Genomic DNA, 23602 nt, shown 5'->3' with positions numbered 1-23602 from the left:
GCCTCCTTGAAGGAAAACGAATGTAAGTGTGGCCGGATTTCAGGATGTGATGGGCAGCGGGGGGCTGTCAAGGTGACCCGTCCCGCACGCGGCCCCGAACACGCTAGACCCCGAATTCCGCCGGATCGAGCTTGAGCGCGTGGGCGACTTCGCGCACCACCCGCATCTCGTCCTCGCTGAACTCGCCGTCGGCATTGGCGATGACCACGGCCAGCTGCACGACCGCACGGGCCTGCTCCGGCTTGCCCGCCACCTTGCCGATAACCTGCATCAGCTCGATCTTGCCGAAGTCGAAATCGGCGGTGATGCGGTCACAGTAGCGCTCGTACTTGTCGCGCAGGTCCGCGACGTTGAAGGTCTTGAGCTGGTCGCTGCCGGTGATGAACTGCGCGGTGCGGGTGCGCTCGTTCTGGTCAATCTTGCCGTCCGCCGCGCCGATCAGCGCGCAGGCGGCCATGGTGGCGTCCGCGAAGGGACCGTTGTTGAAGCGGCTCCAGGTGTCCTGCGCTTCCTTGCCCGCCTGGGCACCGAGGGCCTTGAGCCGATTGAGAAAACCCATGTCTGCAACCTCCTGGGAATGGTGAAACGTGAGCCGAAACGGATTCGGCCCTCACCCCTGAACTTATCAGGCCAGAGATCACCGCTCCTTGAACCTGCCCTCATAAAACCGGGATGTCCTGTGCCCGCAGCCCCCGCAGCCACCCACGTTCTGCCCCACCCCTAAAAGTGCAGCGCCTCGTGCCGCTGCCGTTCCAGCAGCCCGTAGCGCTCGGCGCGGGCCAGGATGCCCGCAGCCCAGCGGGTGTGGGTCGCGGGCTCGCACATGCGCCCGTTCATACGAAAGACAGCCGGCGCGTCGGGGGCCAGGATGGCGTGGGCTTCGGCCAGATCGGCCTCGGAGACGCGGTAGCCCTGCAGCACGGTGTCCAGCTGCGCCGGATGAATGATGGTCTTGCCACACAGTCCGTATTCCAGGTCCTGCTCAACCTCGCGCGCCAGGGTGCTCAGGTCCTCGAAAACCTCGTAGACCGGGCTGGACAGCGTGAAGCCGTGGGGCCTGAAGACGCCCACCAGCATGCCGATCACCCGCTCCAGCGGCCCCTCGTACAGCGTGCGGCCCGGCGTGCGGCGCACCCCCAGCGCGTGCATCAGGTCGTTGCCCCCGATGCGCAGCCCCGCCACCTGCGGGCCGTGCCCCAGGGCCAGGATCCGGTCGCGCAGCTGCGTCATGTGGACCTCGCTGAGGGCCTCGTGTGTTTCCAGGGTGAGCAGCACCGGCATCCCGGGGGTCGCCGAGGCCGCCAGCACGTCCAGGTAGGCGCTCAGGTTGCCCGCGTGGATCTTGGGCAGAACAAAGCCGCTGATGCCCCTCAGGTCCAGCGTCAGCAGCCGGGCGAACACCTGCGGATTGCGGGCGCGGATCAACCGCACCGGCCCCACCCCCGGCGGCGGAAGCAGCGGCAGGGTGCGCGCCAGATTCGCGAGCGCGCCGGGCAGGTGGTCCTCGCGCACGGCGTCCTCGGTGCAGTAGATCACGCTGGTCAGCGCCGGATACCGCCCGGTGCCCAGCCACAGCAGGTCACTGCGGGTGGCCGGGGTGTACAGGCTGGCTCCCAGGGCCCACGGACCAAGCGCCGGAACACCGTGCAGCCCGGTCATGCCTCCCGCCCCTTGCGGGCCCCCGCGCCCGGCGAGATCAGGGCCGCCGCCAGATACGGCAGTCCAGCGTGCACGGTCACCGGAATGTGCGCCGCGCCGGCCAGTTCGCGCAGGTGGGCGGTGTCCGGGTGGCCGGCGTCGCGCAGCAGCAGTCCGGCAGGCTGACGGCGCAGAAAGACCCGGGTGGCCTCCCCCACCCCTGGCTTGACCAGATGCGGGTCGCGCACGCCCAGGTCAGCGGCCAGCGCCAGCACCGCGTCATAGGGACGAACGGGCCGGGGACCGGGAGACAGCGGGGCAGGCTCAGCAATCCGGGCCACAAATGCGTCCAGCGCATCCAGATACGCGCCGCTCACGTCGTCGCCGCGCAGCTGCTCCTCGGTCCGGGCCGCGTGCAGTCCTGCCCTGCCATCGGTAAAGGTCCGGCTCAGCAGTCCGCTGACCGTGGCATTCAGGGCCGCGTGGGGCAGCAGCAGATCGTCGTGGGTGGCGGCAAAGTCGGCCACGCCCGCCGGGTCACTCAGAACCGCGAGCCGGACGGGCACGTCGTCCGGCAGGCTGCCCGCCAGGGTTTGCGCGATGCTGCCCTTGCCGGTCCAGCCGTCCACGAAGACCAGCGGGCGCCCCGGATGCGCCGCGCGCACCCGCCGCAGGGCCTCCCGGTCAATCCCCTCGCCCCGGATGATGCTCAGGGTGTGGTGCGGCAGGTCTGCCCCACGCTGCCGGGCAAAGCGGCGCAGGGCACAGCCCACCGGCGTCCCGGCCCGGGCCAGCGACACCAGCACGGCACCCGGCACGTGCTCCAGCAGGTGCGCGCCCAGCGAGGCGATCAGACCCGCCACACGGAACCCATTGCGGATCAGGGCCTCACGGTAGGCCGTGAGCTGCACAGCGCTGGGCGGACCTTCGGGCGTGAGCAGGGTGCCGTAGGACTCGCCGCCGCGCAGCAGGGCTTCCTTCTCGGCCACGCCCACCAGCCGGGGGGTGCCGGGGCGCAGCTGCACCGTCACGTCGTCGGGGGCAAAGGTGTGGTTCAGGGTCTGGGTCTGGATCATTCGGGGTCCTGGGGAGCGGGGCGACAGAGGAAGTGCCGGGCAACGCGAGGCACGGTTCGATCATGACATGCGCGGGATGGGGTCGGGGACGCGCCTTAGCGCTGCGGCAGGCGGGCAGCGGTCACGGTTCGCAGCAGCTGTCCCGCCGGCGGCGTGAGCGCCAGATCGCAGGCGTTCATGAAGGGCACGTCGCTCAGGCTGTCTCCCAGCGCCAGGGTCAGGGCCGCGTCCGGGAAGTGCTGTTCGCGCAGGTAGCGCACCGCCTCGGCCTTGCCCAGGTGCCGGGGCAGCACGCTGACATTGTTGGCGTTGGCGATGATGTGCAGTCCCGCCCAGGCCCGTTCCTCGAGCAGCGCTTCCCACGCCAGTTGCAGCGCCTCCAGACGGGCCGCGTCGGCCTGCGGGTGCTTGAGGACCGTCATGAAGTGCGCGCCGTGTGCCCGGTGGCGGGTCAGGCGGCAGCCGTGTTCGGCGGCCAGGGCCGCGACGTGTTCGGTGCAGCCGGCCAGGGCCTCCGCCAGCTCCGCGAGGTGGGCAAGTACCTGCTCCCGCCACCCGGGGTCGGCCGTTCCGTCGGGACGCAGCACGGTCAGGCCGTGGTCCAGTACCCGCCACGAGGTAAACGGCAGCGTGACGCGCGCCATCGCCGCCGGGTCGCGGCCGGTCACCGGCACGACGGTCACGCCGCTTGCGGCGAAGTGGGCGAGCAGCGCCGACTGCGCGGGTGTGCAAAAGGAGTGGGGCTGGCCGTCACGGTCCACGGTGGCGGGAGTCAGACCGGCGGCCCCGGCCGGCAGCTTGCGCCGGGTCTGAAACAGCGTGTCGTCCAGGTCGGTGAAGGCGACGATCACTGCCGCTCCAGCGGAGACAGGCAGACGGCCTGTGCGTGCGGCCCCAGCGCAGCCATCAGCACCGGGTCGGGCACGCAGGCGCCCTCATGGGTGACCAGGATGTGGGTGTACGCCGCCGGGTCCACGTTGTACAGGTAGTTGGGCATGTCGTCCCCCACATGGTCGGTAAAGCTCAGTTTGTGGCGAATCGCTCCCCCCTCCAGAATCGGGCTGCGGGTGGTGGCCGAGAACACGCACGAGGCCACCCCCGGCGCGACCCTGCGGGCCAGGGCGAAGGCCGGGTACTGGTATTCCCCGGTGCCCAGCACGAGCACCCGGTCGGTGGGCTGAAAATCAAGCTCGGGCCACACCAGCTCTTCCCCGCTGCCAAAACGCGGGCTGCGGGCGGGCAGCAACGCCGACTTGTCTGCGCCGTTCCCGGTCACGGGGGGCAGCGCGGGCGGTTGCCAGTCGGCGGCGGGCGTGAAAGCATACCCCCCGCGCGTCAGGCTGATGAAGGTGGTGGGCAGACCCAGGGCCGCCCCGATGTCGCCGCGACGTGAACACCAGTTGGTGAGGCTGACGAGCACGACCCGCTGCAGGTGCGGGTGCAGCCGTTGCCACTCCCGCGCCAGGTTTTCCAGGGTGGTGCCCGTGGACAGCTCATCATCGACGAGCACGAGTTCGGTGGCCGCCCGCGCCGCCTCGCCGGGGTCATAGACTAGGTGGGCCGGAGCGTGCGAGTGCGGTTCGTCAAAGCGCAGCAACAGCGGCCGGGCAGCGTGGTAGCGGGTGGTGTGCTGGAAGGTGGCCGCCCGCTGGGGATGCAGCGCCCGCCACGCCCGGTACACTCCCTCGCCCAGCGCGGTGGCGGTCTCGGCCAGCCCGATAAAGTGCGGGGCGCGCAGTTCGGGCAGCGCCGCCGCCAGGGTCTGGTACGTGTTCTCGGCCACCGCCGGGGCTATGGGAATGTGTTTGCCCAGCACGCGGCTGACAAACAGAAACCCCCGTTTGGGATTTTGCCGCACGGCGTAGTCCAGCAGGTCGTCCAGCGGTGGATGGGGCGTGTCCAGCCACAGCCGCAGCTCTCCGCTGCGCAGGGTCACCGTGTGGTGGGTCACGGGCGACGGAGCGGCGGTCAAGACACGACCTCCTCTTGCCTGCGGACCACCCGCACCACCTTGTCCTCGGCCACGCTCAGACCAGTCTGAACCGGGGGCAACGCCGCGCGGTCCAGCACGCCCGTGGCGGCGTCCAGCAGCAGCAGCGGAAAATTGACCCCCGCCGCCATGCTGTAGCGCAGTCCCCCCGAGGCGCGGGCGTTGATCTCCAGCATGTTGGGCGTGCGGGTGCGCCCCGAGGCGTCCGGGCCGTCCTTGGTCTGAAAATTGAAGATGCCGCTCAGGCCATAGCGCGCGGCGATGCGCCGGGCGGCCTCCACCAGATCGGGGCGGTCCTCGATGTTCTGGCCCCCCTCGCCTCCCTTGCGGCGCACCACGGCGCGGATCAACTCGCCGCGCCACGCCACGCAGTCCACGCTGCGCTCGGCCCCTTCCAGCGTGTGCATCAGCAGCATGGTGGGCACCCCCGGCTGGGCAAACAGCTCGCGCGCCGCCGCCACGCTCATCTGGTACAGCTCGCCCTTGAGAAACGACTTCAGGTCGGGCGGGTCCATCAGCACCCGGAAGCCGCTGGCATAGATGCCGCGCGCGGGCTTCACGCACAGCCGCACCCCCGGTTCGCCCAGGGCCGCGGCTCCCTCATCGAAACCCTGCAGGTTGTCAAAGGTCGTCCAGCGGGGAATGGGCAGGACGTCTGTATCCCAGGCCCGCAGGAACTCATCCTTGCGCTCCAGATGCCGCTGCGTCGCCTCGTCCGCCGGAGTGATCAGCGTGACGCCCGCCGCCGAGAAACGGTCCTCCCAGGACGCCAGCCGCTCACGCTCCTTGCCAGGAAGAACGATCTGGATGTCGTGGCGCGAGCAGGCGTCGAGCAACCACGCAGCGTAATCGTCGCCCAGCAGGCCGCGCGGCTCCAGAAAGCCGTGGGGGGCAGCGGCCAGCATGCCGTGGCCGGGATCGCTGTGGCTGGCCCACACGGTGTACCGCGTGCCCTCCAGGGCATGAAGCTGGGCGGCGGTGACGCTGAAATTCTTGGTGAACAGGACATTCATGGGCAGGGGCTCCGGCGAAGAAAGGGGCGAGTGGAAGGGGTCCGTGGTCCGGCAGGTCAGACAGCAGCCCGCCCGGTACGGCCCGCACGTCCGGCGGGAAAAACATGGCCGCCAGCAAGGCGAACCGTCATGGGGTCATAGTTGTAGCGCAGTCGGCCTGAACCCTTTGCCCGCTGCCTACCCCGACCGCCCCACCTCTGCGCCCAGGGCCTCGGCGTGGCGCAGGGCTTCCCCGGCCAACCGCTCGCCCTGGGAGGCCAGCAGCGCCCGCACCCGCGCCAGCTGGTCCACGTTAAGGTGGGCGCGCACGCCCTCGGGCACAAGCTCGCCGCGCGTGCCGGTCAGGCCGAAAATCAGGCCCAGCAGCACGCGCTTTTGCAACTCGTCCGCCGCCCGGATCAGCCGTTCGGGGTGGGTCAGGCGGTGGTGCTCGCGCAGCACTGCGGCGAGCAGACGGTCCGCCAGCGAACCCCGGCCGCCCAGCAGCATGGCCGGCGTGACCGAGCGTGCCGCTCGGCGGTAGGCGTCGGCGTCCGCAGTTCTACCGTGCCCGTCCCCACCATGCGCGTAGGCCCAGCCGTCGGCACGCACGTCCACCAGCCGCTGCAGGTCCACCCGCTCCAGCAGGCGCGCGAGTTCGGCGTCGGTCAGGTCGCCCGCATCCACCAGCCGGGTGAGGGCGTCGTCATGGGCGGGCGTGTCCAGCTGCGAGAACAGGGCCGCGCTCTCGCGCCAGTTCTCCAGCGCGCCCAGGTCCTGGGTGACTGGCAGGCTGGGGTCCAGGTCGTACAGCGTCAGGTCGTGGGTCCTGAGGTGAGCCAGCAGCAGCCGTCCGGCGTTGGTGCGCTCTCCGCCCACCCCCCGGCGGTACAGGCCCAGCAGCTTGCGCCCGCGCTCGTGCGCGGCGGCCTGCACGGGCGACGTCACCGGACCCCTGGACACAGCGGAGAACAGACAGCCATCGGGCACAGTCTAGAGCAGTTCTTCAGCGGGCACAGACAATCTTCTGCGGGCACAGACAAATCCCGGCCTTCCACCGGTCTGCGCTGCGCGGAGGTATACACTGACAAAAAACGTTCGGCGGGCGGCAGACCGGCGGAAACCGGGGCACACAGACCCCCCCCTTGTTTCTGCACCTGCTGTCCAGACACAGGTGTGTTCTCGTTTCCGGAGGTGGCCCATGCACAGACCGCAACGCGTTCCGTCGGCCCGCTCGCTGCTTCGTGTGACCGTGCCCGGTCTGGGGTTGGGCCTGAGTCTATGGCTGGGCCTGGCCGGACTGGCGGGAGCGCAGGCGACGGCCACCCACGTCCAGCTGATTCTGGACGCCTCCGGCAGCATGCTGACCAAACTGCCCGACGGCCAGACCCGCATGGCGTCGGCCCAGGCCACGCTCAGGCAGTTTCTGGGCGACCTGAAGGCCGAACCCGGCCTGAATGTGGGCCTGCGGATCTACGGCGCGGGGCTGAAGGCGGGCCAGCAGTGCGAGGACTCGGTGCTCGTCGCCCCCATGACCGGTTTTGACCGCACGGCGCTGCAGACCCGGGTTGCGGCCGCCACGCCCCGGGGAGCCACACCCATCGTGTATTCCCTGCTGCAGGCGGCCCAGGATTTTCCCCAGGACGCCAGCCGCAAGGTGATCGTGCTCGTCACGGACGGCGAGGAGTCCTGCGGCGGCAAGCTGGGCGAGGTCCTGGGCGCCTTCAAGCAGCGCGGCATTCAGGTGGATGTGCGCATCATCGGCATTGACCTGAACGACGCGGCCCGCAAGAGCTTTGGTGGGCTGGGCACTTTCGAGAACACCCGCTCCGGCGCGGAGCTGGCCGCGGCGCTGGGCCGGGCCACGGCCACCGCCCAGACGGGCGTCTATGCCCTGACCGCTCCCAAAACGGCTGAGGCGGGCCGGGTGGTCGAGGTCCAGTGGAAGGGGCCGAACAACCCCGGCGATTACGTCACGGTGGTCCCCAAAGGCGCCCAGGACGGCACCTACACCAACCACGTCTACACCGGCGCAGGCAATCCCGCCCGGCTGACTGTGCCGCTGGAACCCGGCGATTACGAGCTGCGGTACTCCAACGAGCGGGTCAGCCCCAATCCCACCCTGGCCCGCACCCCCCTCACCCTCACACCGGCCACGTATGGCCTGTCCGCCCCGGCGTCCGCCCCGGCGGGCAGCGTGCTGAGCGTGAAGTGGACCGGCCCCAACAACCCCGGTGACTACGTGACGGTCGTGCCAAAGGGAGCGCCGGTGGGGATGTATACGGCCTACTTCCACACGGCCGACGGCAATCCCGGCAAACTGACCCTGCCGCTGGCACCGGGCGACTACGAGCTGCGCTATTCCAGCGAGAAGGCCAGTCCCAACCCCACCCTGAGCAGCGTGCCCCTGACCATCACGGCCGTGCAGTACGGGCTTACGGCCCCCGCCAGCGCCAGGGCGGGCAGCACCCTTCAGGTCCGCTGGACCGGCCCGAACAATCCGGGCGATTACGTGACGGTCGTGCCGCAGGGCGCGCCGGTGGGGACCTACACGACGTACTTCTATACCCGCGATGGCAATCCGGGCAGCCTCAAACTGCCGGACCAGCCGGGCAGTTACGAGCTGCGCTACTCGACCGAGGGGGCCAGCCCCAATCCCACCCTGCACAGCGTTCCCCTTCAGCTGAACTGAGCACCCCAGCGCGGCCGAAGTGGTGATACAGGGCAGCATTAGCCGGCGCGGGAATGCAGTATCCTGGCGGAGCGTCCGGGGTCCTCTATATCCCCGCAGCGTCCCAAGGCCCCGGCCATCCGCGCGCCCGCGCGCCAGGAGAGTGCCCGCCTCATGTCCCCCACCGAAAACAGTTCACAGCAGGCGTTTGCCACCGCCCGCCATGATGTCGAACGCGCCCGCATGATGAGCGACGTGCGCGACCTGCTCGCGATTGTGCGCCGCCAGCCCAACCAGTTGCTGCCCTTCGACTGGGTCAAGCATCTGGCCCCGCTGGGCGAACACAGCCTGGGCGTGCAGGCCATTCCGGTCGACCACATCATCGGCTCGGTGGACCGCTACCGCGAATTTGACCGCCATTACCTGCCCAAGGAAAAGCACCTGGACGAGCGCTGGGTGGGGGTCCGCAGCGCTCAGCTGCAGGGCAAGGAGCTGCCGCCCATTCAGGTATACAAGGTGGGCGAGCTGTACTTCGTCAAGGACGGCAACCACCGTGTCTCGGTGGCCCGGCGCCAGGGTCAGGCCTACATTGACGCCTCGGTGATCGAGCTGAACGTGACCGTGCCGCCCGACGAGCACGACACGCTGGTGGACCTGATCATCAAGGGCGAGTACGCCCAGTTTCTGCGGGCCACGCGCTTAGATGAACTGCTGCCGGGCCACCGCGAGATCCTGTTCACCACGCCGGGGCGCTACGACAAGCTGCTGGAGCACATCCGCACCCGGCAGTACTTTCTGGACCGCAAGCCCGAACGCGCCGGCCTGCCCCCGGTGACCTGGGAGGAAGCGGTGGAAAGCTGGTACCGGCGGCTGTACCTGCGCATCGTGGAGAATCTGGAACTGCATCACGTCATGTTCCGTTTTCCAGGCCGCACCGAGGCCGACCTGTACCTGTGGATCATGGACCACCGCTATTTCCTGACCGAGAAGTACGGCCACGACGTGGGCAGCGAGGAGGCCACCCGCGATTTCCGCAAGCGCTACGCCCCCCCGGCCTACAAGCGGCTCGGGCAGCGCATGCAGCTGCTGCTGCGCGGCAAACTCGACCCGGCCATGTAGGGTAGGCGGTCAGCCTACATGGCCGCCTCCATGACCTGAACCCCGTCCGGCAGCAGGCCACCCGACGGGGTTTGCCCGTCTACCGTGCCAGCACGTATTCCACCAGCGTGCCCACGCCCCAGCCGGTCGCCACGTCCTCCTTCGCCGCGTTGCCGGCGATGTCCAGATGGGCCCACGGACGGGTCACGAACTGCTGCAGGAACAGCGCCGCCTTGATGCTGCCGCCCGCAGGCTGCATGTCGCTGTTCTTCAGGTCAGCGACGGTGTTTTTCTGGAAGGCCTTGAGGTAGGGCTGGTGCAGCGGCAGTTCCCACAGCAGTTCTCCGGCCGCCTGTGCTCCCGCCTTCAACCGGGCGGCGAGGGCCGCGTCCGAGCTGAACAGGGCGGCCACGTCGTTGCCCAGCGCCGCCACCTTCACGCCGGTCAGGGTGGCCAGATCCACCAGTTCGGTCGCGCCCTCGTCGCAGGCCACGGCCAGGGCGTCGGCAAGCACCAGGCGGCCCTCGGCGTCGGTGTTCGTGACCTCCACCGTCTTGCCGTTGGCGGCGCGGTACACGTCGCCGGGGCGCATGGCGTGGGGGCCGACCATGTTCTCGGCGGCGGCCACGTAGGCGCGGACCTCGGTGCCCTCGGGCACGTCCGCCTTCAACTCGGCCAGGGCGCGCATGGCGCCCAGCACCGCGCCTGCCCCGCCCATGTCGTTCTTCATGCCGTACATGCCCTGCGGATTCTTGAGGCTGTAGCCGCCGGTATCGAAGGTGATGCCCTTGCCCACCAGAGCAATGACCCGCTGAACCTCGCCGCGGGCGGACAGCGTCAGGCGGATCAGGCGCGGCCCCGTGGCGCTGCCCGCCGCCACCGCAGCGAGCAGCCCCATGCCGCGCGCCTCGATGGCCCCGCCGTCCCAGACCTCCACGCTCAGGCCGTGGGCCCCGAGGGTCTGGGCTTCCTTCGCCAGGGTCGCCGGGTTGAGGTGGTTGGCGGGCGCACTCACCAGTTCGCGCGCGAAGGTCACGCCCGCCGAGACTCCCCGGACGTGCGCCGAGGCGGCGGCGTCCAGCCCCCCGACCTGCAGCTGCGCCGCGTTCTCCTCACCGCTGCCCTTGTAGCGCCGGTCCTGCCACGCCGCCGCCAGGATCGCGGCCGCGAGGGCGGCGGCGTGGTCGGTGGCGGTGACCTGCACCGAGGTGGCCTTCAGCTCACGGGCGAGCTTCGCCAGCGCCGCCCCCACCTCCCGGGCCTCCTGAGCGTCTGCGGGGGTCAGGGCCAGCGCTCCGTCGCCGTCTGCGCCGCGGGACAGCAGCCGCACCTCACCTGCTTTCAGGCCACGGGTCAGCCGTTCGGGATGGGCCGCGTCCGGTCCCATGAACGTCAGCGAGAGGTCGGCGCGCTCCAGTGAATCCACAAGTTGCATGGCGGAAGTAAAGCACGCACCGGCCTGCAGACAGAACCCGAACCGTGACGGCAGACGGTGCCGGGCTTCCCGACTTCGCACGTTCCAGCCTTTCCCGCTCACCATCCTGTTTTCTGTTCGGTTCGCCTTCTCCCCTATACTCGGCGGTACTGTGACTGGTTCCATACAAATTACGGAGGCGGCGCTCGCCTCACTGATTGGGCTGACTGCCCACGAAATTCCGGGAGTGGTGGGCATGGCTCCCGCCAACCTGAAAGAAGGCCTGAGCCGCGTGCTTGGCCGCGCCAACGTCAGTGACGGCGTGGTCATCGGCAAGGACAAGGACGGAGGCCAGTACACCGCCGACCTGTACATCGTGGCGGCCTACGGCGTCAGCATTCCCACGGTGGCGCGCAACATCATCGAGCGGGTAGAGCACACGGTCAGGAACCAGGCGGGCATTGAGCTGGCCGCCACCCGCGTCCACGCCGTGGGGGTCCAGCGTGTCTGAGCACCCCTCCACCCTGAAACCCGCCGACCTGGCCCGCATGCTGCGCTACGCCACCGACTGGCTGGGCGTGTACCGCGAGGAGGTCAATGCCCTGAACGTCTACCCGGTGCCCGACGGCGACACCGGCACGAACATGCACCTGACCATGCAGTCGGTGCGGCGCGAACTCGACACCTGTGATGAGAACAGCATGCCCAGCGTGGCCCGCGCCATCAGCTACGGCGCGCTGCTCGGCGCGCGCGGCAACAGCGGCGTGATCCTCTCGCAACTGCTCAAGGGCTTTGCCGAGACGATCAAGGACAGCGCCGAGGTGGACGCCGCGCTGCTGGCCCGCGCATTCCAGGCCGCCCAGAAAAGCGGGTACGGCGCGGTCATGAAGCCGGTGGAGGGCACCATTCTGACCGTGGCGCGCGGCGTGGCCGAGGGAGCGCGCGGCCAGAGCGTGGATATGGTGCTGGAAAATGCGCTGTTCAAGGGCCAGGAACTGCTCGACCAGACGCCCGAGATGCTGCCCGCACTGAAGCAGGCCGGCGTGATCGACAGCGGCGGCCAGGGCTACCTGTACATCGTGCAGGGCATGCTCGCCGAGCTGCGCGGCGACGCGCTGCCCGAGGCACCCGAGATCACGCACTACGCGCAGCAGCAGTTCGAGAACGAGGAGTTCGGCTTCTGCACCGAGTTCCTGATGTCCGGGGCGACCAAGCCCATCGAGGAGATCCGCGAACTGGTCAGCCCCTACGGCGACAGCCTGCTGGTGGTGGGCGCAGAAGGGTACGTCAAGGGCCACATCCACACCAACGAGCCCGATGAACTGCTCGCGACGGTGGGCCGCCACGGCAAGATGCTCAAGACCAAGGTCGAGGACATGTCCGAGCAGCACACCGAGATCCTGGGCATGGTCGGGGCCATGGCGCGGGCCGAGGAGGAGCTGGCCCCCTCGGGACTGGTCGCCGTGGCCAACGGCTACGGTCTGGTCAAGCTGTTCCGCAGCCTGGGAGCGCGCATCGTCTCTGGCGGGCAGACCGCCAACCCCAGCGTGCAGGACATCGTGGACGCCGTTCGCTCGGTCAGCGCCGAGCGCGTGATCGTGCTGCCCAACAACAAGAACGTGCTGATGGCCGCCGAGAAGGCGATGGAGCTGATGGAAGGCCGCGCGGTCGTGATTCCCACGCGCACGCTCGGGCAGGGCATCGGCGCGGCGCTGGCTTTTCAGCCTGATGTCGCTGCCGAGGAACTGAAAGAGGCCATGACTCAGGCGGCGCAGGCCATCACCACCTTCGAGGTCACGCGCGCCAGCCGCACCACCAACATCACCACCAAGAATGGCGACACGCTGGACATCGCCGAGGGCGACGTGATCGGCCTGCAGGACGACGAACTTGTGCAGGCGGGCGGCAGCCCCGAGGACAGCGTGTTGAAGATGCTGGGGGCCGCCTACGCCGGGCAGGAGATCATCACGGTGTTCGGCGGACCACAGAAAACCCAGGAGGACCTGGAAGCCCTAGCCGGGCGCATCGGCCAGGAATTCAGCATGGCCGAGGTCGAGGTGCACGCGGGCGGACCGGACCTGTACGACTATCTGGTCACCCTGGAATAGACCGAGTGAGTGGAGGGCGGCCGCGCTCCGCCGCCCTCGCCTCACTCCACGAAGATGTCCAGCGGCAGGAAGGCGCTGACCGTGTAGTTCGGCGCGTCCACGACCTGACTGATCTTGAGGTCCACACACGCGCTGGACAGCACGTAGGCCTGTTCCAGACTCAGGCCGCGGGCCTGCAGCCGCCGCAGCAGGGCGCGCAGGGCGATGCGGGCCGCCGTCATCAGGTTGGGGTGGTGGCCGGTGGTCGCGTGCCATCGCGCGCTGTGCCCGCCAGAGGTCGGGGTGGTGAACTCGGGCGTTTCCAGGTGCGCGCCGCGTTCCAGGGTGAGCCGCACCGTGATCTGGCCCGCCATCTCGATGCCGGTGCCGGACAGCTCGCCGTCGCCCTGGGCAGCGTGCAGATCGCCCACCGAGAGCAGCGCGCCGGGAACTTCCACCGGCAAGTACAACACGCTGCCGGCCACCAGTTGCCGGATGTCCATGTTGCCGCCCACCTGCCGGGGCGGGGCGGTGGGGTGCGGCCCGTCTGCTGCCGGGGCCACCCCCACCACTCCCGGAAACGGTGCGAGGGGCAGGCGGATACCGGGCAGGAACTCCGTGTGTCCGCCGGCCCGCAGGTCCCAGAAATGGGTGTAGGGCTGGAGGCCCTCCTCCGCCAGCGCGGTGTCCAACAGACCAATGCCGTCCGGACGACAGCCGGTCCAGCCCCAGGCCGCGGGCACGATCTCCAGCATCTCGATCTTCAGGGCGTCGCCCGGCTGCGCCCCCTCCACGAAGACCGGACCGGTCAGCGGGTGGCCGCGCGGTCCTGTACGGGCAGGACACGCATCGGCGCGGATCAGGGCCTCCAGAGCGGCGGGGGTCTGCAGCTCTCCGGCCACCACCCGCCGCGCCACTCCTCCGTCCGAGGCGTCCAGGGTCTCGAGGGTCACCGTGTCACCGGGCCGGACCTCCAGCGCGGGGGGCAGCGCCCGGTCCCAGACGGTGTGGATGTGGTTGCTGTTCAGGTGGTGGTCGCTCACGCACTCCAGGCTAGCGAATATCCTGGGCCCGATGCCTGATCCCCACGCCGCCCTGCCCTTTTCCGCCGCCGTTCACCCGCAGGCCCGGCCTGCCGCCCGCCTGACCTGGGACTCGCGCGAGGCCTCTCCCAAGGTGGCCTTTGTGGCATTGCCCGGCGAGAAGATGCACGGCAACCGCTTCGTGGAGGCGGCGCTGGAGGCGGGCGCTCCCTTTGTACTCACCGATCTGGACGTGCCGCGCGCCGTGCGGGTGGACGACGCGCAGGCCGCCCTGTTCGCCTGGGCACGGGCCGAGCGGGCCCGGAATCCCCTGGTCGTGGGCATCACCGGCAGTGCGGGCAAGACGACCGCCAAGGCCTATGCGGCGGCGGCGCTGGGCGCCCACTTCATGCCGGTGTACAACACGCCACCCGCCATCGCGTGCTTTCTGATCGAGTACGGAGCCTCGCCCCGGCCGCTGGTGGTCGAGATGGGCATCGACCGCCTGGGCGAGATGGCTGAACTGGTGGATCTGGTGCGCCCGGACGTGGGGGTGGTCACGAGCATCGGTCCCGCGCATCTGGAACAGCTGGGCAGCATAGAGAACATCGCCCGCGAGAAGGGCGTCCTGCTGGAGAGAGTGCGCGGGCTGGTGGGGGCACAGGCCGCGCCGTTCTACGCTGACCGTCCAGGGGTCGAGAGCTATGGATTCGGGAATGTGACGCACGCAGGCCAGGAACTGAGCATCACTCCACAGGGCGTCACCTTCACCTTCGGCGGCCAGACGGTGAGCCTTCCCCTGGCCGCCCGCGTCCAGGCTGAGGCTGCCGTCCTGGGGCTGGTGCTGGCACAGCGAGCGGGGCTGAACGTGGCAGAGGCGGCCGGAAGACTGGGCGAGGTCAGCGTCCCGGGCGGGCGCTACCGCGTGCACGGAGGCCGCTTCACCGTGATTGACGATGCCTACAACGCCTCACCGGTGGCCGTCAGCGCCGCACTGAACGCCCTGCATGCCCTGCCCGGCCGCCGCATCAGCGTACTGGGGCGCATGCTGGAACTCGGCGAGACCGAGCGCGAGTTGCACGCGGCCGTGGGCCGGGAAGCGCGGGCGTGTGCCGATCTGACCTTCGGCGTGGGGGCCTTTGCCGCCGAACTGGGGGAACGGGCCCATGCCAGCGTGCCCGAGTTGCTGACCGATCTGCTCAGCGAGGTCCGGGACGGCGACGTGGTGCTCGTCAAGGCCAGCCGGGGCATCTCCTGGACCCCCGAGCGGCGGGCCCAGGAGGGCGTGGGGCTGGATGTGGTGGTGGACGCCCTGCTGCGCCATCGGGATGCGGACGGGAGGCCCGGCTGAAGAGCCAGCCGCCTCACGCCCCTCAGCCGGGGGCCAGGAACAATGGCCGCATGCGCTCCCTGTTGACCGTGGCTTTCGGCCTGTGTGTGCTGGCCGCCTGTGTCCCCGCACCCACCCGGCCCGTGGTCAGGGCCGCCCCGTCCTCCACGGCCGCGCCGGCCGACCCCACCTTCCGCGCCGCCTTTGGTCCCGAGGGCGTGGCGTGGGTTGCGGGCGGTCGGGCGTGCGTGGCGCGCGCGCCCTCCTACCGGCCAAACTGCCCCAAACTACCGCCCGCCGTGGACGTGGGCTGGAACGGTGGAGACGCCTGGGCCGCTGTTCCGGGGCCGGGCGCGGTGGTCACGTTGGACCGCTCGGCACAGACCGTGGTGGCGGGCCGGGTCACCGCCCTGAGCACCACCCGGATCTACCGCGAGGACGGCAGCGCCGTCACCTATGCGGGGGCCGACACCCGCGGGGTGATCGGCGGCCCCACCGCGGCCCTGACCGGCGGAGACGGCAACGATTACGTGCTGCTGGCAGGCAACCTGATGCGTGTTTCCGACGGCGCGCGGCTGGAACAGGGAGCTGGACCGCTGCTGGTGGCCACACCCACCGGGGCACAGTCGGCGGATCTGCCCGCAGTGGTCACCGTGTCTGGCCGCTACCGCCTGAGTGGCACCCGGCTAGAGCGGCTCGACGCGACGGGCCGGGTGGTGGCCACGGTAGCCCACGGACCGGGCCGGGTCGGCCTCGTCGGCTCGGAGGTCGTGACCGTCAGCCCGGACGGCCAGGTGCGGTCCTTTGGCGTAGACCTGCAGGAGCGCTGACCTCGGGACCGCTTGGCTGCGGGCCCCCCTTCTGCTCCGCCGCTCTGTGCGCCGGGGTCCGGCCCTTCATGTTGCCTGGGGACAGGCAAGTGCGGGACGCCGGAACCGGGCGGTCAGGCACAGAAAAAGCCCGCATGGCAGCGCATACGGAGGGTGTCAGAGTTCGGTAAGCGGTGGAATGGTTGCATGAAGGCGTCCATGCGCCTCTCCTTTCCCGGCCCCCTCGCCCGCAGCCATGTTCTCCTCATCGGCCCCCAGACAGGCTCCACCAGATGAGAAACCCTTAAATCCACCCCCTTCTGGAGGGAGAATGTCGAGTTTTATTCAACGCTTAGTCAATCCGCGGCCCACCGCGCTGGGTGTGGAGATCGGCACCAGCGCCATCAAGGTGGTGGTGCTGAAGGCCGGCGCGCCGCCGTCACTGCAACACGCCGTGATGACCCCCACACCCGTCGGCAGCATGCGCGACGGCATGGTGATCGAGCCGCAGGCCGTCGCCACCGCGCTCAAGGGCCTGCTCGCCGAGCACCGCATCACCACCCGCTACGCCGTCACCGCCGTGCCCAATCAGTCGGCCGTGACGCGCAACATCATGGTGCCCAAGATGGACCGCAAGGACCTTCAGGAGGCCATCAAGTGGGAGGCCGAGCGCTACATTCCGTACCCCATTGATGACGTGAGCATGGACTTCGACCTGCTCGACGACCCCGCCACCATCCCCGAGGACGGCCAGATGGAGGTCGTGATCGCCGCTGCCCCCACCGAAGCGGTGGCCCGGCAGATCGAGGTGCTGCGGCTCGCGGGCCTGGAACCCACGGTGATCGACCTCAAGAGCTTCTCGGCGCTGCGGGCCCTGCGCGGCAACCTGCTGGGCGAGCACCTCAACAAGACCACCCTGTCGGGCATCAACTACACCGAGGCCGACGAGGTGGCGCTGACCATGGAGATCGGCGCGAGCAGCTCGGTGATCAATCTGGTGCGCGGCGAACGGGTTCTGATGACCCGCAACATCAACGTGGCGGCCGACGACTTCACCACCGCGCTGCAAAAAGCCTTCGATCTGGACTTCAACGCCGCCGAGGACGTCAAGATGGGCTACGCCACGGCGACCACCCCCACCGAGGACGAGGAGGACCTGCTCAACTTCGACATGGCGCGCGAGCAGTACAGTCCGGCGCGGGTCTTCGAGGTTGTGCGGCCCGTGCTGGGAGACCTGATCACCGAGATCCGCCGGTCGCTGGAGTTCTACCGCGTGCAGAGCGGCGACGTGGTGATTGACCGGACCTTTCTTTCCGGCGGCGGGGCCAAGCTGCGCGGCCTGGCGGCGGCCATCAGCGACGCACTGGGCTTCCGGGTCGAGATCGCCAGCCCGTGGCTGAGCGTGCAGACCGATCAGGCCAACGTGGATACCGGCTACCTGCAGGTCAATGCGCCGGAGTTCACGGTGCCGCTGGGGCTGGCGCTGCGGGGGGTGAGCGGCCGTGATTGAGATCAACCTGCTGCCCGCGCAGTACCGCGTGCGCTCCGAACCCAGCGTGTGGCGTTTCGCCGCCTACGCCCTGGTTCCGCTGACCGCCGCGGCCATCCTGATTCCGGAAGTGATCACCGCCACCCGTGTGGGCGACCTGACGCGCCAGATCGACGCCCTGAACGGCGAGATCACCGCCCTGGGCCCGGCCGAAAGAGAGTTCCGGGCCCTGATGGCGGAGAAGAATCAGCTCGAGCAGGTGACCGGGGTGGCCGAACAGCTGCGCGCAACCAAGACCTACTGGACCAATGACCTGGCCGCCTTCACGGCCCGGCTGCCCAACGACAGCAGCGTGGCGGTCCAGACCATGAGCATTCACAACATCAACGCCGACAACCTGGGCACCCTGCAACAGGGCGGCATCTACGTGGGCAAGAACGTCACCCGCGAGGTCGAGCTGACCGGCTCGGCGCGCAACCAGCAGGCGGTGGTCAACCTGCTGAGGACCTTCGAGACCGACCCCAATTTCGGCGTGAACTTCCGCTCGCTGCAAAACGACAAGGACAAGGGGCTGTACACCTTCTCGGCCACCGTGGGCATCGTCGGCGCGGCGGCTCAGGATGCCGCTGCCCCGACAGACCCAGCGGCAGCTCCGGCGGCGGCCCCTGCCGCCCCGGCCGCCACCCAAGGAGCGGGCCGTGCCAACTAAGAACAGACTGTCTCCCAAAAACATTTTCCTCATCGTGCTCGCGGTGTGCTTTCTGGTGCTCGTGCTGTGGTATGTCCTGCGTTTCCAGCCCCGGCAGCAGCAGATCGCAGATCTGAGCGGCCAGCTGGAACCGCTGCAGACCCAGGCCATCAAACTGCGCTCCAACGTGGCCCAGGTGCCGGCCCTGCGCGAGAACGTGGCCCAGCTGCGCGTCACCCAGCAGGAATTTCTCACTGCGTTGCCCAGCACCGCCAATTTCGGCTCCGTCCTCGACGGTTTGCGCCAGACCACGGCGGCCACCGGCGCGACCATGAACAACTTCACCGTGCAGGGCGGTCAGGCAGACGGGCTTCCCGGCGGCGTCCGGCCCATCGGGCTGAACCTGGGCATCAGCGGAAAGTTCTCGCAGCTGTTCGAGACGCTGCGGACGCTGGAGACTGCCGGGCGCTTTACCACCGTGAGCAGCGTGGCGTTTCAGCTGCCCACCGCGACCAGCTTCAATCCTGATCTGGAGGGCACGCTGGGCCTGACGGTCTACACCTTCGACCCGGCGCAGGCGGCCAGCGCGCCCGCCGGCGAGACGTCCGCCCCCAGTGCCCCGAGCGCCCCCCCCGCCCCGGCCAGCACGCCAGGAGGAGTCCAGTGACGCGCGCCCCCGAGAAAGCCACCCAGCCCGAGCAGACCGTCCAGAAGGCCCCCACGAAGGTTTCTGCCGTGGCCCTGTCCCGCGAGATGAAGCTGCTGCTGCTGCTGCTCGTGATGGTGGCGCTGATCGGCGCGTGGTACCTGTGGACGAGCAGCCGTGACGCCGAAGAGCTGGCCGGACCGCAGCCTGACGGCGCTGCCAGCGCCCCGGCCAGCAGTGGACCCCGCCCCACGCCCGCCCCCGTACCGCAGACCGTACCGGTCGCGCCCGCCGGAACCCCCTCTGATGCCAGCGCTCCCAGCCCTGCCCTGACCGTCGAGGCGAACGGCCCGGTAGAGGTCGAGACCATTCCTCCCTTTCCCACGGCGCCTGAAGAAACGGCTCCTCCGGCGGCCCCCAGCGGCATCAACCCGCAGGCCGTGGTGGCCACGGCGCCCAGCGCCAACCCGTTCCGTCCCCTGAACCTCGACGAGCAGCCCGGAAGCGCGGCGGCCCCCGCCCCCACGATTGCGCCCGTGCCGACCGCCAGCGCACCGGTGAGTGTGCCGCGCCCCGCCGCGCCCGTGGCCCTGTCGCCGGTCAATACTGCCGGCACCGGCCCGCTGGCCCTCAGCCCCATTCCCGGTGCCAGCGGCAGCGTCAGCGTGGCGTCCGGCCCGGTCAGCGGCGCTCCCATTGCCGACAGCCCGATCAGCGGCGGCGCCCTCCCCATCCCCGTGATTCCCGGAGGCGACGGCAGCGCGGCGCTGCCCAGCCCGGCCAACCCCATGGCGGCCACTCCCGCCGTGCCGGCACCGGCACCGGCACCGGTGGTCGTTCCCCCGCCCAAGCCCATCGTTCCGCCCGTCACCGGCGTGCGCGTGCCCCAGGTGACCCGTGTGCCTGCGGCGGGCACCCCGGCCCCCTCCCCGGCCGGAGCCACCCCCGCGCCCAGTGCTCCGACCGTCGGCACGACCGCCCCCGGCAACCCCAGCGCTGGCCTCGGCGCCGCTGGAGACGCCCCCACCAGCCTGCCCACCCCAGGCACGCCTCAGGTCATCACGCAGCTGGGCCTGGGCGGTCAGGCCGCCGGTTCCCCGGACGCGTCTGCTCCTGCCGCCAACCCGCTGGAACAGTACCTGCAGGCCCATGACCTGGCCTTCGACGCCGCAGTGCTCGGGCCGGTGAACACCGCCATCTTCCGCAGCAAGGACGGCTTCGTGGTCGTTGCGGTGGGACAGACCCTTCCCGATTCTCAGGTCACGGTCAAGGAAGTCAGCACGAACAGCGCCGTCCTGGCCCTCGGCAACGACCTCAAAACCCTCGCACTGGACAAAAGGTGAGCCATGATTAACCGATTCGCACTCCTGCTGACCGCCGCGCTCGGCATGGCCGCCGCGCAGACCGCTCCCGCCCCCACGTCCCCCCTGTCGCTGCCCTCCAGCGCCCGCATCGCCGATCCCCAGCTGTCGGGGTCCGCCGTCACCTTCGAGGTCCGGCGCACGGGCAGCGACCTCGCCTCCATGCTGATTGCCCTGGCGATGAGCGCGGGCTACGAGATCATCATCGAGCCGTCCGTGGACGCGGTGTTGAAGGCCAACAGCGTCTCGGTCATGCCCCCCGGCACCCCGGCAGCCGCCACCGACGCCAGCAACATCGTGGGCTACTCCTTCAAGAACAAGCCCTTCAATGAGGTCTGGCCCCTGGTGCTCGACATCTATGGCCTGAGCTACGAGTCGCTGTCCATCGGCAGCAAGCCGGTGCTGCGCGTGGGCATCAAGCCTATCCAGAAGATTGTCCGGCTGCCCAGCGCCCTGAGCGCGGCGGCCACCGAGCGTCAGCTCAAGCTGTCCTTTGGCAGTCTGAAGCAGATCACCAGCAGCCAGACCAATGCGGCCGGACCTCAGGCCAGTGCGAGCACCACCGAGGCGACCCAGGAAGAGATCATCCTCGACTCGCCCACCATGCGCATCGTCGCCGAACCCACCTCCAACAGCATCATCATCCGGGGCACCAACCAGGAAGTCGCGCAGGTCGAGCGGCTGCTCTCGCAGATCATCGCGGCCCAAAACAACGGACAGGCTTCCCCCGTCACCGCCGTGCAGCCGCCCCAGATCGTGCAGCGCGTCTACACCGTCAAGGGGCAGCAGGACGACATCAGCGCCGTGTTCAAGGCCCAGTACCCCGAGCTCCGGATCACGCCGGTCGGCACCACCGGTCAGCTGATCCTCTCCGGCACCCAGACCCAGATTGACGCGGCCCTGGCGTTGGTGGCCCAGGTGGACCGCGCCGCACCGGTGGCGGCGGGAGCCCAGACCGTCCAGCGCGTCTTTACCCTGATCAATGCCAGCGCCGAGGAGGTCAAGGCCACCCTGGAAGGCACGCTGGCCCGTGACCTGACGCCCGCCACCCCGAACCTCGCCAACGTGCCGGTCAACGCCACCGACGCCAACGGCAACGCCGTGACCGTGACCGTGCCGACCACCAAGACCAGCGCGGGTCAGACCGACGCGGCCGCCCAGAAGGCGACCCCGGCGGCCACAACCCCGGACGGAGCGACCATCATCGCCGACGTGCGAACCAACTCGCTGATCGTGCGCGGCACCCAGACCCAGGTGGAGCAGATCGCCGAGCTGGTGCCGCAGCTCGACCGGGTCGTTCCGCAGATCAACGTGCAGGTCCGCATTCAGGAGATCAACGAGACGGCGGCGCGCAGCCTGGGCGTGGACTGGAAACTCGGCTTCGGCGGCTTCAATGTCAGCCTGGGCGGCGGCGGGCTGGCGGCCTCCTTCGACCCCACCCGCAGCCTGGTGGGCTTCAACCTGGGGCCGACCCTGAACGCCCTGGAATCTCAGGGCATGTCCAAGAGCGTCTATGACGGCTCGGTAACCATGCAGAGCGGGCAGCGTTCGCTGGGCGGCGGCGGCAACACCCAGAATGCCTCCAGCGCGGCGGCGGCGAGCATCAAGAGCGGCGGACGCCTGGAACTGAACATCCCGTCCAGCGCGGGCAACATTGAAAAGCAGATCGATTACGGCGTGAACCTGGACTTCTTCAGCCCCCAGGTCGCCCCCGACGGCTCGATTACCCTGCGGGTGCGCGGTCAGGTCAACTCCCTGACCAGCCCGATCCCCGAAACGGGACTGCCCAACGTCCTGCAGTTCACCAACAGCGAGGCGCAGAGCCTGATCACCTTCAAAAGCGGTCAGACGGTGCTCCTGAGCGGGCTGCTCAGCACCAAGGAAAGCAACACCAAGGCAGGCACGCCCTTCCTGAGCAGCCTCCCGGTGATCGGCGCAGCCTTCGGAAAACAGAGCACCAACCGCACACAGTCCCAACTGCTGGTGGTCATCACGGGGACCATCGTTCAGTAAAGCCCCCCTTCTCCTTCCAGCGTCCCCCGCTCCGGCGTGGGGACGTTTTCGTGTTGCCCCGGCCCCTGTTTGGTCATGGTGTGGGGCCGCCGGACGGGCGGGCGCTACAGTCCATCCATATGAGGTATCTGACCGCCGGGGAATCACACGGGCCGCAGCTGACGGCCATCATCGAGGGGGTGCCGTCGGGTCTGCCGCTGGGCAAGGGCGACATCGATCCGTGGCTGCGGCGGCGGCAGGGCGGTTACGGACGCGGGCGGCGCATGGTCATCGAGACCGACGAGGCGGCCATCCTCAGCGGCGTGCGGGCAGGCCGGACCACGGGTGCGCCCATCACGCTGGCCATCGAGAACAAGGACCACCGCAACTGGACCGAGATCATGTCGCCCGAGCCGGGGGGCGAGCCGCGCAAGAAGGCCCTGACCGACGCCCGCCCCGGCCACGCCGATCTCACCGGCGGCATCAAGTACCGCCACAAGGACCTGCGCGACGTGCTGGAACGCGCCAGCGCCCGCGAGACGGCCGCGCGGGTGGCGGTCGGCAGCGTGACCCTCAAGCTGCTCTCGGAACTGGGCGTGCAGGGCGCGAACTACGTGGCGAGCCTGGCCGGCATCGAGACCCGGCAGGCCTTCAGCTGGGACGCCCTGGACGCCATTGAGGACAGCGATCTGCGCACACCCGACGCCGACGCCGCGCAGCAGATGCGCGAGCGCATCGACGCGGCCAAGAAGGACGGCGACACGCTGGGCGGCATCCTGGAGGTGCGCTTCCGGGGGCTGCCGGTGGGCCTGGGCAGCTTCGTCCACTGGGACCGCAAACTCGACGGACGCATTGCCCAGGCGTGCCTGAGCGTGCAGGCCATGAAGGGCGTGGAGGTCGGACGGGCCTTCGACAATGCCCTGAAGGCCGGCAGCGGCGTCCACGACGCCATTCATTACCGGGAGGGCACCTACGCCCGCGACACCAACGGCGCGGGCGGGCTGGAGGCCGGCATGACCAACGGCGAGGAACTGGTCGTGCGGGTCGCCATGAAGCCGATTGCCACGCTGATGAAACCGCTGCCCACTGTGAATGTCGTGTCTCACGAGGCCTCCGACGCGGCCCGTGAGCGCAGCGACACCACCGCCGTGCCCGCCGCCGGGGTGATTCTGCAGTGCGTGATCGGCTGGGTGCTCGCCGACGCGGTCCTGGAAAAGTTCGGCGGCGATACCCTGGCCGAGGTGCAGGAGCGCGTATCGGCGGCCCGCGCCTACGCCCAGACCTACTGACCGTCATGGG

General features: G+C 69.5%; 21 protein-coding genes. 12 read left to right on the top strand and 9 right to left on the bottom strand.

What is annotated here, in order from left to right; all coding sequences use genetic code 11:
- Window positions 1-103 precede the first annotated feature (103 nt).
- The 7 genes from IEY21_RS09635 to IEY21_RS09605 all read right to left on the bottom strand — a co-directional run bounded on the left by IEY21_RS09635 (window position 104) and on the right by IEY21_RS09605 (window position 6644).
- Window positions 104-559, bottom strand: coding sequence for a tellurite resistance TerB family protein (locus IEY21_RS09635; protein WP_188903826.1), 456 nt, complete (start codon window positions 557-559; stop codon window positions 104-106).
- A 161-nt stretch (window positions 560-720) separates the two neighbouring features.
- The gene (locus IEY21_RS09630) at window positions 721-1659 is read right to left on the bottom strand and encodes an HpcH/HpaI aldolase/citrate lyase family protein (RefSeq protein WP_188903824.1); all 939 of its coding nucleotides are present in this window, start codon (window positions 1657-1659) and stop codon (window positions 721-723) included.
- Entirely contained in the window at window positions 1656-2714 is a 1059-nt protein-coding gene (locus IEY21_RS09625) for a cysteine protease StiP domain-containing protein (RefSeq protein ID WP_188903822.1), read from the bottom strand. Before IEY21_RS09625 ends, IEY21_RS09630 begins: the two co-directional genes overlap by 4 nt.
- A 95-nt stretch (window positions 2715-2809) precedes the next feature.
- Window positions 2810-3565, bottom strand: a complete 756-nt coding sequence (locus IEY21_RS09620; RefSeq protein ID WP_229753012.1) for an HAD-IIB family hydrolase — start codon at window positions 3563-3565, stop codon at window positions 2810-2812.
- Window positions 3562-4686: a phosphoribosyltransferase domain-containing protein gene (locus IEY21_RS09615; protein ID WP_188903820.1), complete on the bottom strand. Its 1125-nt coding sequence runs from the start codon at window positions 4684-4686 to the stop codon at window positions 3562-3564. The genes IEY21_RS09620 and IEY21_RS09615 overlap by 4 nt, the downstream gene beginning before the upstream one ends.
- Window positions 4683-5717: an ATP-grasp domain-containing protein gene (locus tag IEY21_RS09610; RefSeq protein ID WP_188903818.1), complete on the bottom strand. Its 1035-nt coding sequence runs from the start codon at window positions 5715-5717 to the stop codon at window positions 4683-4685. Before IEY21_RS09610 ends, IEY21_RS09615 begins: the two co-directional genes overlap by 4 nt.
- 177 nt (window positions 5718-5894) lie before the next feature.
- Window positions 5895-6644, bottom strand: coding sequence for a hypothetical protein (locus tag IEY21_RS09605; RefSeq protein WP_188903816.1), 750 nt, complete (start codon window positions 6642-6644; stop codon window positions 5895-5897).
- A 253-nt stretch (window positions 6645-6897) separates the two neighbouring features.
- Here IEY21_RS09605 and IEY21_RS09600 point away from each other — a divergent pair, with 253 nt between their 5' ends.
- On the top strand, window positions 6898-8388 hold the full coding sequence (locus IEY21_RS09600) for a VWA domain-containing protein (protein ID WP_188903814.1): 1491 nt from the start codon (window positions 6898-6900) through the stop codon (window positions 8386-8388).
- Between the two features lie 153 nt (window positions 8389-8541).
- Complete coding sequence (locus tag IEY21_RS09595) at window positions 8542-9486, top strand: DUF4032 domain-containing protein (protein WP_188903812.1); 945 nt, start codon at window positions 8542-8544, stop codon at window positions 9484-9486.
- 79 nt (window positions 9487-9565) lie between these two features.
- Here the strand turns inward: IEY21_RS09595 and IEY21_RS09590 are convergent, their stop codons facing one another.
- Window positions 9566-10900 carry a M17 family metallopeptidase gene (locus IEY21_RS09590; protein WP_229753011.1) on the bottom strand — a complete coding sequence of 445 codons (1335 nt, stop codon included), beginning with the start codon at window positions 10898-10900 and terminating at the stop codon, window positions 9566-9568.
- Window positions 10901-11051: 151 nt separating this feature from the next.
- Between IEY21_RS09590 and IEY21_RS09585 the strand changes: the two genes are divergently transcribed.
- Both IEY21_RS09585 and fakA read left to right on the top strand, forming a co-directional pair.
- The gene (locus IEY21_RS09585) at window positions 11052-11390 is read left to right on the top strand and encodes an Asp23/Gls24 family envelope stress response protein (protein WP_188903810.1); all 339 of its coding nucleotides are present in this window, start codon (window positions 11052-11054) and stop codon (window positions 11388-11390) included.
- 37 nt (window positions 11391-11427) lie between these two features.
- Window positions 11428-12987: a DAK2 domain-containing protein gene (fakA, locus tag IEY21_RS09580; RefSeq protein ID WP_188903871.1), complete on the top strand. Its 1560-nt coding sequence runs from the start codon at window positions 11428-11430 to the stop codon at window positions 12985-12987.
- Between the two features lie 41 nt (window positions 12988-13028).
- Here fakA and IEY21_RS09575 read toward each other — a convergent pair whose 3' ends face one another.
- On the bottom strand, window positions 13029-14009 hold the full coding sequence (locus IEY21_RS09575; protein ID WP_188903808.1) for an acetamidase/formamidase family protein: 981 nt from the start codon (window positions 14007-14009) through the stop codon (window positions 13029-13031).
- 31 nt (window positions 14010-14040) lie between these two features.
- Between IEY21_RS09575 and murF the strand changes: the two genes are divergently transcribed.
- The 8 genes from murF to aroC all read left to right on the top strand — a co-directional run bounded on the left by murF (window position 14041) and on the right by aroC (window position 23592).
- Window positions 14041-15339, top strand: coding sequence for a UDP-N-acetylmuramoyl-tripeptide--D-alanyl-D-alanine ligase (murF, locus tag IEY21_RS09570; RefSeq protein ID WP_188903806.1), 1299 nt, complete (start codon window positions 14041-14043; stop codon window positions 15337-15339).
- Between the two features lie 50 nt (window positions 15340-15389).
- On the top strand, window positions 15390-16148 hold the full coding sequence (locus IEY21_RS09565; RefSeq protein ID WP_188903804.1) for a hypothetical protein: 759 nt from the start codon (window positions 15390-15392) through the stop codon (window positions 16146-16148).
- Window positions 16149-16458: 310 nt separating this feature from the next.
- Window positions 16459-17637, top strand: a complete 1179-nt coding sequence (pilM, locus tag IEY21_RS09560; RefSeq protein WP_188903802.1) for a type IV pilus assembly protein PilM — start codon at window positions 16459-16461, stop codon at window positions 17635-17637.
- On the top strand, window positions 17630-18325 hold the full coding sequence (locus IEY21_RS09555) for a fimbrial assembly protein (protein ID WP_188903800.1): 696 nt from the start codon (window positions 17630-17632) through the stop codon (window positions 18323-18325). Before pilM ends, IEY21_RS09555 begins: the two co-directional genes overlap by 8 nt.
- Window positions 18326-18359: 34 nt before the next feature.
- Entirely contained in the window at window positions 18360-18971 is a 612-nt protein-coding gene (locus tag IEY21_RS09550) for a type IV pilus inner membrane component PilO (protein ID WP_229753010.1), read from the top strand.
- Complete coding sequence (locus tag IEY21_RS09545) at window positions 18968-20293, top strand: hypothetical protein (protein ID WP_188903797.1); 1326 nt, start codon at window positions 18968-18970, stop codon at window positions 20291-20293. The genes IEY21_RS09550 and IEY21_RS09545 overlap by 4 nt, the downstream gene beginning before the upstream one ends.
- Before the next feature lie 3 nt (window positions 20294-20296).
- Window positions 20297-22324, top strand: a complete 2028-nt coding sequence (locus IEY21_RS09540) for a secretin N-terminal domain-containing protein (protein WP_188903795.1) — start codon at window positions 20297-20299, stop codon at window positions 22322-22324.
- Between the two features lie 119 nt (window positions 22325-22443).
- A complete protein-coding gene (aroC, locus tag IEY21_RS09535) occupies window positions 22444-23592 on the top strand; it encodes a chorismate synthase (RefSeq protein WP_188903793.1) in 1149 nt (382 codons plus the stop codon).
- Window positions 23593-23602: the final 10 nt, after the last annotated feature.

The sequence above is a fragment of the Deinococcus aerophilus genome, assembly GCF_014647075.1.
Lineage (GTDB): Bacteria > Deinococcota > Deinococci > Deinococcales > Deinococcaceae > Deinococcus > Deinococcus aerophilus.
The sequence above is the reverse complement of the archived record's forward strand: the minus strand, read 5'-3'. Positions and strand labels throughout refer to the sequence as shown.

Excerpts from the sequence above, each read along its gene's own strand:
- IEY21_RS09635 (WP_188903826.1), bottom strand. The coding sequence starts at position 559 with ATGGGTTTTCTCAATCGGCTCAAGGCCCTCGGTGCCCAGGCGGGCAAG.
- IEY21_RS09630 (WP_188903824.1), bottom strand. The coding sequence starts at position 1,659 with ATGACCGGGCTGCACGGTGTTCCGGCGCTTGGTCCGTGGGCCCTGGGA.
- IEY21_RS09625 (WP_188903822.1), bottom strand. The coding sequence starts at position 2,714 with ATGATCCAGACCCAGACCCTGAACCACACCTTTGCCCCCGACGACGTG.
- IEY21_RS09610 (WP_188903818.1), bottom strand. The coding sequence starts at position 5,717 with ATGAATGTCCTGTTCACCAAGAATTTCAGCGTCACCGCCGCCCAGCTT.
- IEY21_RS09600 (WP_188903814.1), top strand. The coding sequence starts at position 6,898 with ATGCACAGACCGCAACGCGTTCCGTCGGCCCGCTCGCTGCTTCGTGTG.
- IEY21_RS09595 (WP_188903812.1), top strand. The coding sequence starts at position 8,542 with ATGTCCCCCACCGAAAACAGTTCACAGCAGGCGTTTGCCACCGCCCGC.
- IEY21_RS09590 (WP_229753011.1), bottom strand. The coding sequence starts at position 10,900 with ATGCAACTTGTGGATTCACTGGAGCGCGCCGACCTCTCGCTGACGTTC.
- fakA (WP_188903871.1), top strand. The coding sequence starts at position 11,428 with ATGCTGCGCTACGCCACCGACTGGCTGGGCGTGTACCGCGAGGAGGTC.
- murF (WP_188903806.1), top strand. The coding sequence starts at position 14,041 with ATGCCTGATCCCCACGCCGCCCTGCCCTTTTCCGCCGCCGTTCACCCG.
- IEY21_RS09565 (WP_188903804.1), top strand. The coding sequence starts at position 15,390 with ATGCGCTCCCTGTTGACCGTGGCTTTCGGCCTGTGTGTGCTGGCCGCC.
- pilM (WP_188903802.1), top strand. The coding sequence starts at position 16,459 with ATGTCGAGTTTTATTCAACGCTTAGTCAATCCGCGGCCCACCGCGCTG.
- IEY21_RS09540 (WP_188903795.1), top strand. The coding sequence starts at position 20,297 with ATGATTAACCGATTCGCACTCCTGCTGACCGCCGCGCTCGGCATGGCC.
- aroC (WP_188903793.1), top strand. The coding sequence starts at position 22,444 with ATGAGGTATCTGACCGCCGGGGAATCACACGGGCCGCAGCTGACGGCC.